Annotated in this window: 15 protein-coding genes and 1 pseudogene; 14 read left to right on the top strand and 2 right to left on the bottom strand. The window is 49.8% G+C overall.

Annotated features, from left to right (window positions below; all coding sequences use genetic code 11):
• The 14 genes from V5T82_RS17835 to V5T82_RS17770 form a co-directional block, all read left to right on the top strand.
• The coding region (locus tag V5T82_RS17835) for a rod shape-determining protein (protein WP_332897030.1) at nt 1-253 on the top strand (253 nt) is incomplete at its 5' end.
• 60 nt (nt 254-313) lie between these two features.
• Nucleotides 314-541, top strand: coding sequence for a lipopolysaccharide assembly protein LapA domain-containing protein (locus tag V5T82_RS17830; protein ID WP_332897031.1), 228 nt, complete (start codon nt 314-316; stop codon nt 539-541).
• Nucleotides 542-705: 164 nt separating this feature from the next.
• Complete coding sequence (mamM, locus tag V5T82_RS17825; protein WP_332897029.1) at nt 706-1665, top strand: magnetosome biogenesis CDF transporter MamM; 960 nt, start codon at nt 706-708, stop codon at nt 1663-1665.
• A 4-nt stretch (nt 1666-1669) separates the two neighbouring features.
• On the top strand, nt 1670-3001 hold the full coding sequence (gene mamN, locus V5T82_RS17820; protein WP_332897028.1) for a magnetosome biogenesis transporter MamN: 1332 nt from the start codon (nt 1670-1672) through the stop codon (nt 2999-3001).
• 12 nt (nt 3002-3013) lie between these two features.
• Nucleotides 3014-5101 carry a magnetosome protein MamO gene (gene mamO, locus V5T82_RS17815; RefSeq protein WP_332897027.1) on the top strand — a complete coding sequence of 696 codons (2088 nt, stop codon included), beginning with the start codon at nt 3014-3016 and terminating at the stop codon, nt 5099-5101.
• Nucleotides 5102-5122: 21 nt separating this feature from the next.
• Nucleotides 5123-6007: a magnetosome magnetite formation protein MamP gene (gene mamP, locus V5T82_RS17810; protein ID WP_332897026.1), complete on the top strand. Its 885-nt coding sequence runs from the start codon at nt 5123-5125 to the stop codon at nt 6005-6007.
• Nucleotides 6008-6024: 17 nt separating this feature from the next.
• Nucleotides 6025-6672 (top strand): magnetosome protein MamA, encoded by a 648-nt coding sequence (mamA, locus tag V5T82_RS17805; RefSeq protein ID WP_332897025.1) that lies wholly within the window; start codon nt 6025-6027, stop codon nt 6670-6672.
• A 30-nt stretch (nt 6673-6702) separates the two neighbouring features.
• Nucleotides 6703-7509: a magnetosome protein MamQ gene (gene mamQ / locus V5T82_RS17800; RefSeq protein WP_332897024.1), complete on the top strand. Its 807-nt coding sequence runs from the start codon at nt 6703-6705 to the stop codon at nt 7507-7509.
• On the top strand, nt 7506-7757 hold the full coding sequence (locus V5T82_RS17795; RefSeq protein WP_332897023.1) for a helix-turn-helix domain-containing protein: 252 nt from the start codon (nt 7506-7508) through the stop codon (nt 7755-7757). The genes mamQ and V5T82_RS17795 overlap by 4 nt, the downstream gene beginning before the upstream one ends.
• Complete coding sequence (gene mamB, locus V5T82_RS17790; protein ID WP_332897022.1) at nt 7754-8686, top strand: magnetosome biogenesis CDF transporter MamB; 933 nt, start codon at nt 7754-7756, stop codon at nt 8684-8686. The genes V5T82_RS17795 and mamB overlap by 4 nt, the downstream gene beginning before the upstream one ends.
• On the top strand, nt 8683-9300 hold the full coding sequence (mamS, locus tag V5T82_RS17785; protein ID WP_332897021.1) for a magnetosome protein MamS: 618 nt from the start codon (nt 8683-8685) through the stop codon (nt 9298-9300). Before mamB ends, mamS begins: the two co-directional genes overlap by 4 nt.
• Before the next feature lie 18 nt (nt 9301-9318).
• On the top strand, nt 9319-9855 hold the full coding sequence (gene mamT, locus V5T82_RS17780) for a magnetosome protein MamT (protein ID WP_332897020.1): 537 nt from the start codon (nt 9319-9321) through the stop codon (nt 9853-9855).
• A 136-nt stretch (nt 9856-9991) separates the two neighbouring features.
• Complete coding sequence (locus V5T82_RS17775) at nt 9992-10981, top strand: hypothetical protein (RefSeq protein WP_332897019.1); 990 nt, start codon at nt 9992-9994, stop codon at nt 10979-10981.
• 60 nt (nt 10982-11041) lie between these two features.
• Nucleotides 11042-13678, top strand: coding sequence for a histidine kinase dimerization/phospho-acceptor domain-containing protein (locus V5T82_RS17770; RefSeq protein WP_332897018.1), 2637 nt, complete (start codon nt 11042-11044; stop codon nt 13676-13678).
• Here V5T82_RS17770 and V5T82_RS17765 read toward each other — a convergent pair.
• Both V5T82_RS17765 and V5T82_RS17760 read right to left on the bottom strand, forming a co-directional pair.
• Complete coding sequence (locus V5T82_RS17765; RefSeq protein WP_332897017.1) at nt 13675-14304, bottom strand: hypothetical protein; 630 nt, start codon at nt 14302-14304, stop codon at nt 13675-13677. The two genes, V5T82_RS17770 and V5T82_RS17765, sit on opposite strands and share 4 nt — an antisense overlap.
• Nucleotides 14305-14333: 29 nt before the next feature.
• A pseudogene (locus V5T82_RS17760) lies at nt 14334-14586 on the bottom strand (MamK family actin-like protein); the annotation flags it as partial.

The raw sequence follows: 14586 nt of genomic DNA, 5'->3' as shown, positions 1-14586 counted from the left end.
CGATCAGCTGATCCAAACGTGCCCGCCCGAAGACCAGGCCGAAATGTTGATGAACATTTTGGTTGCCGGTGGCGGTTCACGCATCACCGGGATCGATAAATATATCCAGGCTGCTTTGGTGGACTACTATGGCGAAGTCAACGTTGAATGCGTTGATGACCCTGTTTACGCGGTTGCCCGTGGCGGGTTGAAGTTGGCGAAAGAATTGCCGCCGCGCTATTGGGAAAAACTGGGCAACGTGACGGACTACTGATGTTTTTGGGATGTTTGGTGAAAATGACGTTGAAAGCCGAGGCGTAACGCTGTGTTGAAAATGTTGTTCTATTTGGCGTTTGTCATCTTGATGGTGGTGTTTGCGTCACAAAACCTAACCAACGTTACGGTTTATCTGTTGGCGGGAAGCCCCATTCAGATTCCGTTGATTTTGGTGATTGGGATGTCATTTTTCATCGGCTTTGCGTTTGCCATCTTGACGGTTATCCGTCGGGCCATTCGCAAACCCAAACGCGAAGAAGGTACTTTTTTGCAACCACGTGATTAAAGTTCTTTGAACTGAGAAGGGTTATCAAATGGTGACGTTTTTATTGGGTGTCGTATGCGGTGCCTGGGGCTTTAAGTTGTACATGGATTTCCGTGCTACACGGGAAAATTAATCAGACAATCTGCTGCAGCACGGATTTGTGCGCGCATGTTGGGACAAAGTGAATGAGATACGAAAAGTGCATTAAGTGTTCGAGAACAATCGGCTGGGTTGGTTTGGTGACCAACTCGGTTTTGATGCTGCTTAAAGCATTTGTGGGGCTGGTTTCGGGCTCACAGGCAATGGTTGCCGACGCTATGTATTCGGCAAAGGACGTTGTTGGCTCACTCATGGCGATTGTCGGCATGACCGTGTCTGAACGCCCGTTGGATCGAGACCACCCCTACGGACATGGTAAAATCGAATTTATTTTATCTTTGTTTGTCAGTGTCATCTTTATCTTAATTGCGGGTTATCTGTTGGTGCACGCCGTTACGACGTTGATGGATGAATCGTCTCACCGTGCCCCACATTTGATTGCTTTATGGGCTGCTTTGTTGGTCGTGATCATCAATGTGGTGATGTATTTCTATTCGCGTTGCGTTTCTATTGAAACCAACAGCCCGCTGGTTCGCACACTGGCCAAACATCATCACGGTGATGCAGCATCTTCTGGTCTCGTTGCGGCGGGTATTATTGGCGCACACTATTTGAATATGCCCTGGATCGATACAGCTGTGGCTGCGTTGGAAACCTTACACTTGATGTATATGGGCGGGCATGTGTTTTGGGATTCCGCCAAAGGGCTTATGGACCGCAGCGTCAACAAAGGTACGCGCGCAAAAATTACGGAATTGGCCGAAAGTGTCGAGGGTGTTAGCAGTGTAACAATGTTGCGCACCCGTCATGTTGGTCAATACATCCACGTTGAAATGACGGTTGCTGTAGCTTCTGACATGTTGGTCATGGAAGCGTTTGAGGTCAGCGAGGCCGTCAAAGAAAAAATTATCCATAACATCCCCCGTGTTGGTGCCATTCAGGTTGGCACAGCCATCAGCGATGAAGACGCTGAAACCCGGGAAAACATTCGTGCCAACTGGGCCGGTGAAAACCAAGGCGGCGAACCAATGCTGGCGGAGGACTGATCACGTGCAAGCAACCGTCGCCACGGCTATTTTTGGCACTGTGATTGGAGTGATATACTTCAACCAGTTGAACCGCCATGCGGCGGTTTTGCTGGGGGCGGGTGCAATGGTCTTGGTCGGTATGGTGGCCGGTTTCTTCTCTTTGCAGATGGCATTGCAATCGATCTATTTTGAAACTCTGGCTCTGATCTTTGGGATGTCTGCTATTTCGTCGGTGTTGGAACGTTCGGGCTTGTTTGCACTGATCGCTCAACGGACGGCCCGTTCTGCATATGGAAACGGTTGGTGGGTCTTGGTGGTTTTTGCGCTTGCGACCTATGGTCTATCGTTGTTGGTCAATAATCTAGCGGCGATAACGGTCATCGTGCCTGTGACCTTGTCGGTTTGCCTGCGGATGAAAATTAACCCGGTGCCCATGTTGATTGTGGAAATTGTCGCTTCAAACTTAGGCGGCGCTTCGACCATGATTGGGGATTTCCCAAACATGATCATTGCCTCAGCCGGTCAGCTTGGCTTTACCGATTTTTTGGGTGGCATGATGGTGCCCTGCTTGGTGTTGCTGGCGGTTATGTTGATGTTCGTGCAGCACAACCGCGATAAATTTGGTCTGTCATTGGACAGCATGAAACGCAAAGACGACATTGGCGATGCGACAGATGGCGGCACGACAGATATTGTTGTTTTGGACACGTCTTTGTTACGTATAGGTTTGTCGCTGATGGCCACTGCGCTGTTGGGCTTTTTGTTATCTGACGCATTGGATTTGCGACCGGGTTGGGTGGCCATTACGGCAGGTGCCGTCGCGGTGATTTTGTCGGATCTTAACCAAGACAAAAATTGGTTCCAAGAGTGCGGCGGTTTGGACATTTTGTTTTTTGCAGCCTTGTTCATCATGGTTGGCGGCTTGGTCGCGGCGGGCGTCTTAGACGGGGTTTTCTCACTGATTTCGACGTTAAGCGGCGGTGAAAGCACATCAATGATGTTGATGTTGATGTGGCTGGCGGCCTTTTTTACCATGTTTATGAACGCAGGCGCGACAACAGCCATGTTTGTGCCTGTGACGGCAGGATTGGATGCGACCATTGCCGACACCACGGTATGGTGGGCGTTGTCATTGGGTGTTCTTGCGGGCTCATCTGCGGCCCTGACGGGTGCGACAGCCGGGCCGTTAACGTCGAGCTATTTAGACCGCTTTTTGAAATCGCATCCCGAAACGGAAGACCTGATCCCGCACGGGCAGGGGTTGAGCTTTAAAAGCTATCTCAGCTGGGGGCTCCCGTTAATGGGGCTGTTTTTGCTGCTGTCGAGCTTTTACATTTTGATTGTGGCGCGTTGAGGACCAACGACTATGGAAGATTTGAACCGCCCAGAGAGGGCTTTACCGGAAAACACGATCTTGTTTTGCAAGAAGTCGTGGCAGGTGCCCTCTATGATTTTGGCTTTATTGGTTGCCCTGACATTTGTCTGGGCGAGCTTTATCTTGGCAAATTACGAAGATATGGACTTCTACGAAAACTCTTATGAGCTTTCAGTGCCGGAATTCCTCTTTCGTGATATGGCCGGGAACGGCATGGAAGGTGCAGTTCAGGCTGTCGCCACTGGCGTTGTGGGCATTGGGACGACGACAGTCAACATGCCCCCGGTTGCATCTGGTGCCTTGGTTAGTCCCAACGGCCATGTGATCACTGCATTGCATCCACTGAAAAACTTGAAAGAAATAGCTGTTTTGGTGCGTACATCTTCGGGCACCAAAAGGTATTTGGCGGAAATCACAAAGGCCCTGCCCGGTCATAACGTTGCGTTGTTGAAAGTTTTGACGCCGGACCGTTTCATGTATTTTACAATGGCGGACACCACGAAATTGATGGCCAATAGTTTGGTGACGGGTATCGGCTTTAACGCAGCCGGCAACACCATCTTTAAAGAAGGTCAATTGCAGCAGGTCAATGCGACGATGAGCGTTGGGGCACAGCAGTTGTCACACCTTTTGAGCACGGACGCCGTTTACACCTGGGAACAAACGGGTGGCCCCGTCATCAATAGGGCGGGTGAGCTTGTCGGCATTGGGATGTCGGTTATTGGTGACAACCAACTTGTTCAGGGTTTTGTCGTTCCTGCACATGTTTTGGCGGCTGATTTCGGGGATGTTTTGACCTTTAAGGTCAACCCTGGGAACGCTGCACTTGACCAAAATAACGGGCCGTCCGGTTCACCAGCTATGGTGAGCGCTGGCTTTGGCAACGGCAACATGATGGGCAATACCCCGCCCAACATGTCCGCTAGCCAAGGTGCAGGGATTGATCCTGGGCAAGGCTCAGCCCCCTGGTGGCAAAAGGCCCGCGCTCAGGTTCAGCAAAACCAACCGATGGGGATGAACATTGCGGCGCCGAACGGGCCTATGGCTCAGGCGGGGCCCAACGGTGTTGCTGGACAAGGTTCTGTACAAGGACAAAACCCCCAACTGCAAGCTCAACAAGGTGGTGTGAATATGACAGCGGGCGGGATCTTCGATCCTGACCACATCAACCGCACGCGCGTTGCTGGGTTTACAGTTGGGGATATTGTCAGCTTGATGCTTTTGGCTGTTGTGGTCGGCGTCACCAGTGGCATGGTTACGATGGGCGGTGGTGTGTTGCAAGTTGCCGGTATGATGGTCATCTTTGGCTATGGTATGCACTTGATCCGTCCTGTCGCTTATTTGACCAACCTGTTCATTTTTGGTGCTGCTGTGCGCCGTAATGCCAGATCTGGTTTGATCATGTGGGATACGGTAAAATCAATCACACCATGGGCATGTGTTGGTGTTGTGGCTGGCTACTTCATTGGTAATAGCTTAGGCGATCAGTCCATGGGGCTGTTGCTGGGGATCTTTGCGGCTCTGATGACGGCAAAGGGTTTGCAAGAACTGCTCAGCAAGGACGAAAACCAAGAAGAAGTGGTCTTGCGCACCGATGAGGTTGTGGGTGATGCACTGGTTGAGGCCACGGACGAAGAGCTGGAAGACTTGATCGAAGGGGATGGCGAGGCGCATGCTCAGTCTTCCCATGAAGTGGTTAAAGAACAAACGACAAACGCTGGGTTGGGCATGCCAATTGGCTTGATCAGCGGTATGCTGGGCATTAGCGGCGGTGTGGTTGCCGTACCCATGCAGCGCATGTTTGCCAATGCACCATTGCACAATGCCATCGCAAACAGCTCTGTCGTGGTGTTCTGGGCATCCTTAACGGGTGCACTTATTGCCTTCTTGCATGGTGTTCCGACGGGGCTTATCGATCTGCAGGCTCCTCTTGCGATTGCAGCGATCATGATTCCGGGTGCCTACGTTGGTGGCTTGATCGGTGCAAAATTGATGAAAACCCTACCTGTGCAGTTGTTGCGCGGGGTGTATACAACGATTATGGCGGTGGTCGCCGTCAAGATGTTGTTTTTGAACTGAGCTTAATGAGAACCGTTTGTTATGGTAGATAAAAAAATACTCATCGGTGCCGTTGGTGCCATTGCCATTATCACGCTGCTCAGTACAATCTTTGACAGCGAGGTCCACCATTCCAATATGTCTTCGGCTGCCATTACTGGGCAAGCGGGGGTGGCCAACCAAATTGGTGGCCCTGGCATGTGGGCAACGCCGAATAATAATTTGCAAACGCCGCCTGCTTCTCAGCAAGCGCCTGGACCTAATGTGCCAACCATTGTCAATGTTGCGACGGGATCTTTGAACCCGGGCGCCATTGATACGGCACGCATTGGCGGCAATGTCCCCAATTTCTTGCCGTCGAATGTGCAGCTTTCAGAAGGCCACTGGCAAGGTATGGATGTGGGTGAGTTGTCCTCTGAATTGCGCCGTAAATTGCGCTACCCCCGTGGACTGAAGGGTTTGTTGGTTGACGAGGTCACGTTAAATTCGGCCCGTTCGGGGCTGAAAGCCGGTGACGTGATCGTCAATGTTGGCAATGTTAGCGTGACAACACTCGAGGCGTTCCAGCAAAGTTCTCGCATGGTGCGCAACTTGGATAAGGTTGAATTGACGGCACTTCGTAAAGGTGAGCGCGGCGAAGACGGGCGCTATTCCATGCGCCGGGTCAGTGTGTTTTTGCGCGGTGATCCCGACCTTGGCTTTGCACAGCTTGAATCTGCACCAATGATTTTGCCGGGAGACGGTCGCCCGCACCCTCACCGTGGGGCCTGCACAAACTGCCATTCCATAGGTTCAGGTTTTGAATTGCCGGATCCGGATTTGATTACATTGCCCCCACCCCCAATCACACATGCTGTGGTGGTGCAGGGGATTTTACCACACCGTGACAGGGGGCCGTGTGAAGCGTGCCACCAGATCGTCAAGTAACGCATTGGAGAAACAAGATGCCACCTATCGATAAAGACAACATTCTTCACACTGCAGAAATGTATGCCCATCACGGCGCACTGGTTGTGAAGAAGCTAACCAACAATCTGGTTTCGGGCTTCCAGTCCTTGATTGAGGTAGACGAAGACACCAAGCAAGCGTTTTTCCGCGACCGTGGCATTGCATGCGCCAAAAAAGGCAAGCACCAGCAAGCCGTTTCGTTGTTGGCACCATTGCACGAAACAAACCCAGATGATCATGATGTGATGATCCATCTGGCTATGTCCTACATCAAAACCGGGCATGAAGAAGGTGGCATTGCATTGCTGGAAAAAGCGATCAAAGATAATAAAGATGACATGCGGATCACCTCTGTATTGGGCTTGACCTATGCTCAGCTTGAAAATCACGAAAAGGCTATTCCGCTGTTGAAAAAAGCAGCGGATGCGAGCCCGGAAAAATTCAATCTGCATTATCGCTTGGGCGTGGCCTATGACAACACAGGTGATCACGACAGCGCGATTAAAGCGTTTAAGGTTGCATTGGACTTGCGTCCTGACGAAGCCAAGGTGTTGCGTTCAATTGGGTTTGCGTATGAAGAAAAAGGCGACAGCGACGAAGCCTTGAATTACTTCAAGCGTGCCAATGAGCTGGCAGAGCTCTAATCAACAAGACCTCGAAATGAGTGCAAAAAGATGAGTATTTTGGATCGCACGATTAATAATGATAAACAGCGCCTCCGTCGTTCGGAAGCGTTGCTCAATCAATTGTATCGTGAAGAAGTCGACCCGCCGTTTCAAGCCCCGGCATTGCGGGGGGTGAAGGTCATGGCACTGCTATCGGTTCTGGCGATCTTGATATTCACGGGCACTTTGTTTTTTAAGTTTAACAACTTCATTTATCTGCATGAAGATGTGTTGAATAAACGCGGCAACTTAGAAGCGTCTTTGCAACGGCGTTCAAACCTATTTACCAACATGGTTAACTTGACGTTGAACCACGCAGCCTTGGAACACACCATTTTCGCTTATACTTCGAAAGCGCGCTCTGGTGTGGTCAACAAAAACGAAATGTCGCCCGACGTTAAAGCGGATTTGATTGATCGCGCCGAGCAACTTGGCAAATCTGGTATCCTGCCCGAAGGTTGGGAAGAAGCACTTGAAGGCTTCAAAAATGATGGTGGCGGAGCAGCCTTAGGGCGTTTGATGGCCGTCGTTGAAAAGTACCCGGATATCAAATCGGCTCAAACTTACCAGGAAATGATGACGTCTTTGGTGGAGATGGAAGATAAAATCACCATGCGCCGCAACGAATACAATCAAACCCTTCATACCTACAACACGGCGATCATGCGCTTTCCGTGGAAATTGCTGGCCGATTGGACTGGGTTTGAACGTTATGACTATTTCACTGTCAAAAACCCCGGCATCACTGCGCCGATCATTTCGGCAGATACGTACAAGGAACTGGTTCCATTCATAGACGAAGGAACGAAACAATGATTTGGACAGCTGTAATACGCTTAGGCACACTGATGTCCGTGGCAACAGCGGTGCTGCATCTCTACGACGAACGCACCCGTGCTATCAACGCCTCGCGGATTTACCGGACTCCGGATGCCGCGCGTTTCTTAGGCATCTCGCGCAAGGACGTCGTTAAGTTGATCAAAGCAAACGATATCAAAGCCACGTTGGTGAACGGGAATTACCGCATCTTGGGTCAAAACATTATCGAGTACTTAAACCGATGAAATCTGAACGCTGTAAACTATGTCGTGACGAAGTGGTCTGGTGGGCTATCTTTGTCAATATTGCCCAGACGACCTACAAGGGCCTGCTGGGCATTATGAGTGGTAGTGCTGCATTGGTGGCGGACTCGATTCACTCTGGCGCGGACGTTGTCGCCAGTATTGTGACCATGGCCAGCATCAAAATCTCTAAAAAGGTGTCCAACGAGGAATACCCTTATGGATTTGGCAATGTGCAGTTCATTTCCTCTTCCGTGGTTGGATTGATTTTGATCTTTGGCGCATTGTATCTGATGTATGAATCCGTCATGAAGCTGATGATCGGCGATATCTCGCCTCCAAATCCGGTGGCTATTTTGGGTGCAGGCGTATCTGTTGTGACCAACGAATTGATGTATCGCTATCAAAACTGTGTTGGCACAGAAAACAACAGCCCTGCGATCATTGCGAACGCATGGGACAACCGTTCGGATGCTTTGTCGTCCATTGGTGTTTTGATCGGCATTGCGATCGCCGTTATGGGCTTTCCCATTATGGACGTTATCGCGGCTATGGTTGTCGCGGTTATGGTGGCGCGCATCGGCATTGAGCTGAACACGGATGCAATTAATGGTTTGATGGATACATCCGTCGAAACAGACGTTCTTACAGAAGTTTATGAAATTGCCATGGAAACGGCGAAAGTCGAAGAAGTTCAATATTTGCGGGGACGTAATATTGGCGAAGATGTGTATTTTGACATTGGCATCACAGTGAACGGCAAATTGCGGGTGTATGAAAGTGACTTGATTGCGCAAGCTATTAAGGATCGTATTTTTGCAGAAATAGCCCACACCACCGACGTTCAGATAACCGTTATTCCGGATGCTACAAAGGCATCACCAATTGGTAAAATCAAAGGTAAGCTGATCCCCGACTGGCTAGGCGGATGACATCTCACGACAAGGGTAAAGGCATTATGGGCAGTCAATTGAGACCAGAAAACTGGGTCGTCGCCATCGGTGTTGTATTCGCCGTTGGGATTGTCGTGGCAAGTATGTTGCCCGATTCCTTCTGGTCCGAAAACAATACGACCCCCATTGCACAACGCGATGGTGCTATGACGACACCGTCCATGCGTTCGGCAGTGGGCGGCGTTGTGCAAGGGCTTGCGGGTGGTCAAACGCAAGGTCAAAACCAGGCGAAAAAGGGCCAAGCCAATGATATGATGGGGCTGGTTCCGTTTACACGTGCGAAAAGCGTACGCTTTCGCGGACGGGTTATTCGCGTCATCAGTCTGGGGAATGACACGGGCTGGGGGCAAATGCACGTCTGGCTCGAAGACGGTTCTGGTCAATCTCAAGAAATTTCAATTGCACCTGATTGGTATCTCATTCACATGGGGTGCATCATTAAAGAGAATGCGCGCGTCGATGGCAGCGCCTTTACCTTTGGAAAGGCCCGTCCGATTGCTGAATATTATGCCAAAACGATCTCTGTCGGTGGCAAAACATGTCGCTTGCGCAATGATGAAGGTTTTGCCTTGTGGTCTAATCGGCTCCGTTAATCTGTAAGGGCAAGCATTATGGCTCTGTGGGAGCAATTCAAACGCAAAGTAAGGGGCAAGGAAGGGTTATCCTTGCTCATCTTGTTTGTGATAGGTGGGTTGGTCTGGGAAACCTTTGGGCTGAACCTGGGCAGCTCCCCGTCCCATCAGTCTGTTCGCATTACCAAGGGGATACTTTATGGAGATATGCCTGCCCCGGCCGAACGCGGTTTGGTTGAAACACTCAAAGATACGTTCGTCCCTGATCAAAAATATAAGTTGATGACCTTAAAGCATATCCCCCGGGTTACGGCGCAACAAAAAATGCCACATCCATATGTGGGGGTATGCACCAATTGCCATTTGTATGTGGATGGTCCTGGACCGGGGACACAATTTAAAACGCCTGTGGGTGCCGCCTTGGAAAGTTTGTCCAGAATTAAAAAATTAGGGCCGCCATTGCTGCCCGATTCCGACAGGCCTCATCCGCCTGCAGGGCGCTGCATAAAATGTCATGATGTTGTGATCAAAGTGCCGATTGAGAAGAAAAAAGGCGGCTTTAGATGGGTCATGTAGCGTGCGAAAACCTTAACGCCTTTCTAAGGTTTTTTTGGCTACATTTGTGAATATTAAATGCTCCAATTTGGGATGGCGGTACAGGGCGAAATGTCACCAAGGTCTTGCGTGAAATGGTTTGAGGACAATTGAGATTATGGGTATTTTGCAAAATAAAAAATTTCAACTTGGCGTAGCTCTTCCATCTGCGGTCTGGTTGTTGATATGCATCGGTTACGTTTCCAACTCAGTTGGTTGGGAAAACTTGTCGGCGTTGTTGGCCCATGAACTCATGGTCATCATTTTGGGCACAGTTTTACCCGTTGGTATGTTTTATTTGTTTTTTGCCACGGCCCAAAGCAGCTCGGCAACCCAAGAACTGGTCATACACACGGACCAACAAGGTCGTGTTATCCAGGAAATATCTGACGCTTTGGGCAATATGGTTGTTAATGTCGAACGCCAAAGTGCGGACAGCACGCGCATCATGCAAACAAAGTTGGATGAAGGACTGGTTCGTTTGGAACAAAGTTCTGAGACACGTAACGCTAGCGTTGATGCACAGGTCGAAGGGCTGAGCGGATCTTTATCCAGTGTACGTGATCAGCTTGCGAACCAGGCGCAATCAATCGATGGCTTGCAAAGCCAACTTGAAGAACTGACCAGCCAGTTGGGTAAGGGCGACAACGTTCTGGACCTTGATACCGTTCATCAGCGCACGGCGATCATGGGCTTTGTGAATATCATCATCAACGACATTAATGTATCCATCACCCGAATTTTGGTGCGCTTGATGGAAAGTGAAAATCGGCCCAAACCTCAAATTAAGGATTTTGTTCAGGGTTTGGCCAATGCGTTTTCCGTTGGTGATCGTGGGGTCTTCATCACCGTTCTCCAGCATCAGCTTTCAGGCAATTTGGAACGCATGACAAGCCTGCAGACCGCTGCCAAAGAGTTGCCCATTGTGCAAACGGATATGGCGCAAATTATTCGTGAGCTAAATGAGATGCATGCCCTGTTTAGTCGTGTAGATGATCCACTTTTGATTAAAACAATTTACGATATTGAGCGGCTGGGCACCTTACAAGAATTGCTTAGCCAATATTTTCATAATGATGGCTCACCAAAAGACACCGTTGTTTACTAAGACAAACGGGGTAGGCCGTCACAGTGCCTAGTAGCCCATAGATTACAGGCGACTTTACGAATGTTGCTTCACCAAATTGCATATGCTGTTGCCTTGGCATTTCTCAGCTTCCTTTTTGTTGTTGCGGGCCTTTATCTGTTTGGGGTTGAGGGCGTTTTTGCGTCATTTAATGACCTGGTGTTCGGTTTTTCCAATCTATCGTTGAATTTGCAGATGGCGGCGTTGGCGTTTGTGGTTCTGAGCGCGGGCGGTTTTTTTGCCCTGATCCGCCATAACGACATCCGCTTGCAGGACTTGCTCACCAAACAGTCCCTTGCGATTGAAACACTGCGTTCCCAGGGCACAATGAGCGCTGCGCAACAGGCTCAGTTTGAAGAACAAGCAGGTGTTGTTGAGCAAAATAAAACCGAAATTAACGGCCTAAAAGCAAACATTGAGAAGCTGCAAGCGACACTGTCAGACGCTAACGATGTACACCAGAAAATCCAGTCTTCTTTGACTGAGCATGAGCGTGCGATCAGCTGTGTGGAGCGTTTGCGCGTTCTGAACGAAAAACGCACAGGGGCGGAATTCCCCTTTAATGCATCCTTGCAAGAAATTATGAGCCTCACGGGTGCTGCCTATGGCTACATCACCGATGTTGTCGAAGATGTGCATGACCATAACGCATTGCGCTTTATGTCAATCTGCACCGTGGACGAACAAGGCGCTGTGAACTTTGTTGAACGTGAAGATCTTAAATCTATAGCTCCAAGCCCCATTGAGGCTCTTTCTAAATCTTTGCTCATCGACAATGATTTGTACGGGGCCACAAGGGTTGCGGGATTGCCCGTGACACACCCGCCATTATCATCATTGCTCGTTTTGCCTTTGATGCGTGGACCTAATCTCATTGGGCAAGTTGTTTTGGCCAATCGTCAGGGTGGCTTTGACGCCACGCAAAGTGCGCAGCTTTCCCCAGTTGCTGCCGTCATGTCTGAATGGATGGACAGTCGAAAAGCGGGGTCGGGTCGCAAACGCGTACAGGATGCTCTCAAACATCTACAGCGCCAATCCAGTGCTATTTTGACAGAAACCCATGATGCGGTTTTAACCTTCAACGCACAGGGTAGGGTCTATGACTTAAATGATGGCGCGGAAGAGATGTTCAACTTAAAAACCTCTGGCGTAAAGCACATGTCATTTTCTGATTTTGTGGAATTGCCGGATTTAGAAGATGAAGACGCGGCCACGTATTTGGCAAAACTAGGTGATGGCGGTATTCGCGCTTACCGCAACATATCGGCGTTGCATGGGGAAAACGGAAAAGTTCCCGTTGATGTTGTTGTGAGCGTTCAAGATTCCGGTCCACACAAGCTCTATCGATTTTATGTTCGCGATTTGCTGGTCAGTCATGACAAAGCTCGCAGTGCTTTGTTGCAGACCCAAGAAGAAAAAAAATGGCTAGAGATGCAGCAACAAAGCATTCAACAAGAAATTTTGTCGAGCAAAGAACAAGAACAAATCGCCTTGGCCAAAATTGAAAAGGCTGAACGTACCAGCCGCATTAAGCTGGAGCTTCTTGCAAATATGAGCACGGAACTGGCGACACCGATGAATTCCATTTTGGGTTTTTCAAATGTGTTGCTGGGAAGTGATCTTGGCAAAGCGATAACCAACGACCAGCGCGAATATATTCAATATATCGCCGATTCATCACAACAATTGCTGGATTATATTGGCAGTGTTTTGGACATGTCGGGTGTTGAAGAAGGGCGCGTAGAGGTTGACCCGGACGATGCTCTGGCCATTGGGGATTATGCAAAGTATTCAGCCCACATCCGCCATGACGAAGACTTGGTCGAAGCCTTGTTTCAACGAGCGCTCGATATGGATCCCGGCAATCCTGCGATTTTGAGCAATTACTCTGTCTTTCGAACCACCATTCGCACACAGCATGAACGTGCTGAAACGCTGTACAAGTATGCTGTCGAGGTTGAGCCGGACAGTGCGCTGACGGTGGGCAACTATGCATCCTTTTTGACCGATGTGCGCAAACACCATGACCGCGCAGAAGACATGTTTCGCACAGCCATAAAACTCGACCCGGAGATGCCTCAAAATCTGTCCAATTTTGCGGCATTTCTGTCTGACGTTCGGGGCTATCACGATCGTGCAGACACGTATTTCAAAAAGGCCATAGAACTGGACCCGGACAACACTAAAATTTTAGAACGCTACGCCTTGTTCCAGTTTCATGTTCGCAATGATCAAAAACAGGCTTTGGCATGGTTCGAGCGCGCCATGGAAACGGCACCCAATAATGTGTCCTTGCGCTTGGACTATGCGTTCTTCTTGTATGATTTGGGCGATGAGGTGCGTGCCGGCGATCACTTGGTTGAAATTGAACCGCGCCTTTATGGTGAAGAGCTGCTGATGATGCAGTTTTATAAATTTGTCTACAGTCGTTCTGCGACAGAACGCACAGAATCTCTAAACACGATTTATGACCTTTTAGAAGCACGGGTACGTTGCCCACTCTTCGACCCGTTCCCGCTGGTTCGTTTGATGGCTGACAACGAACACCCAGACACCCGACTTTTGGAAGCCTTAGCCCGTGTTATCACGGTGCGCGATACTGTTCATGCGCTCAGCGATCAGCCAAAATGGCGCGCCATTGAAAACGCGCGAAAGCTTGAGCAATCAAATCCGCTCTAATGCCAGAAAATAGTGTCGAAAACGGATCGTGCCCCACGGTATGCGCCGCTGCAGCCTGACTTGACTGCGTGGTGAATGGGGCGTGTACCATCGGATACTGTATCCACAACATAAACCACACCACCGCCCAAAACGTTGAGCACACCAGAGCCTAAGCCTTCAACAGGGACTGCGGCTTGATTATTGGTCAATTCAATAGGCGCCTGTTGACCCTGTGGTTTATGGCCCTGTGGCTTTTGGTGTCGTGCGGACGTTTGTGTGGCTTTGGGTTTTTCACGTAGGACCTCTTCGCGGGCGCGCAAGGGCACCGAACGAGCAGGGCTGGCAGGTGATGTGTTTTGTGCAGATGAAGAAGGGCTGCCATCTCCCACAGCGCTGTCAGGGATATCGGTTTTGTCGTTTGGTTTGGTTTCGAAGACGTTTGAAAATAATCTCACCAAAAGGTCTTGGACGGGGGGGATGGTCGCCACAATTAACCCAGCACTAAAACTGAGCAAGGCCAAGGCCCAGGGGGGCAGGGACAGAACTATTTCATGGGTGGCAAAAACAGGAACAATGTTCACAAGCTGCAATACAAACAGTGCAACAATCAGGGCTGTAACAAAAATAGTAAAATATTTGACCACAACACCGTTTCCAGCTCTTTACGTGAAGTTTAGTAGTCCGTCACGTTGCCCAGTTTTTCCCAATAGCGCGGCGGCAATTCTTTCGCCAACTTCAACCCGCCACGGGCGACCGCGTAAACAGGGTCATCAACGCATTCAACGTTGACTTCGCCATAGTAGTCGACCAAAGCAGCCTGGATATATTTTTCGATCCCGGTGATGCGTGAACCGCCACCGGCAACCAAAATATTCATCAACATTTCGGCCTGGTCTTCGGGCGGGCACGTTTGGATCAGCTGATCA

It is taken from the genome of Magnetovibrio sp. PR-2, assembly GCF_036689815.1.
Lineage (GTDB): Bacteria > Pseudomonadota > Alphaproteobacteria > Rhodospirillales > Magnetovibrionaceae > Magnetovibrio.
This window is presented reverse-complemented; position numbering and strand designations above follow the sequence as displayed.

Bases quoted from the DNA above. Each gene is read 5' to 3' on its own strand.
- mamQ (WP_332897024.1), top strand. From the start codon at position 6,703: ATGAGTATTTTGGATCGCACGATTAATAATGATAAACAGCGCCTCCGT.
- mamO (WP_332897027.1), top strand. From the start codon at position 3,014: ATGGAAGATTTGAACCGCCCAGAGAGGGCTTTACCGGAAAACACGATC.
- V5T82_RS17775 (WP_332897019.1), top strand. From the start codon at position 9,992: ATGGGTATTTTGCAAAATAAAAAATTTCAACTTGGCGTAGCTCTTCCA.
- V5T82_RS17795 (WP_332897023.1), top strand. From the start codon at position 7,506: ATGATTTGGACAGCTGTAATACGCTTAGGCACACTGATGTCCGTGGCA.
- V5T82_RS17830 (WP_332897031.1), top strand. From the start codon at position 314: ATGTTGTTCTATTTGGCGTTTGTCATCTTGATGGTGGTGTTTGCGTCA.
- V5T82_RS17770 (WP_332897018.1), top strand. From the start codon at position 11,042: ATGTTGCTTCACCAAATTGCATATGCTGTTGCCTTGGCATTTCTCAGC.
- mamM (WP_332897029.1), top strand. From the start codon at position 706: ATGAGATACGAAAAGTGCATTAAGTGTTCGAGAACAATCGGCTGGGTT.
- mamS (WP_332897021.1), top strand. From the start codon at position 8,683: ATGACATCTCACGACAAGGGTAAAGGCATTATGGGCAGTCAATTGAGA.
- mamT (WP_332897020.1), top strand. From the start codon at position 9,319: ATGGCTCTGTGGGAGCAATTCAAACGCAAAGTAAGGGGCAAGGAAGGG.
- mamA (WP_332897025.1), top strand. From the start codon at position 6,025: ATGCCACCTATCGATAAAGACAACATTCTTCACACTGCAGAAATGTAT.
- mamP (WP_332897026.1), top strand. From the start codon at position 5,123: ATGGTAGATAAAAAAATACTCATCGGTGCCGTTGGTGCCATTGCCATT.
- mamB (WP_332897022.1), top strand. From the start codon at position 7,754: ATGAAATCTGAACGCTGTAAACTATGTCGTGACGAAGTGGTCTGGTGG.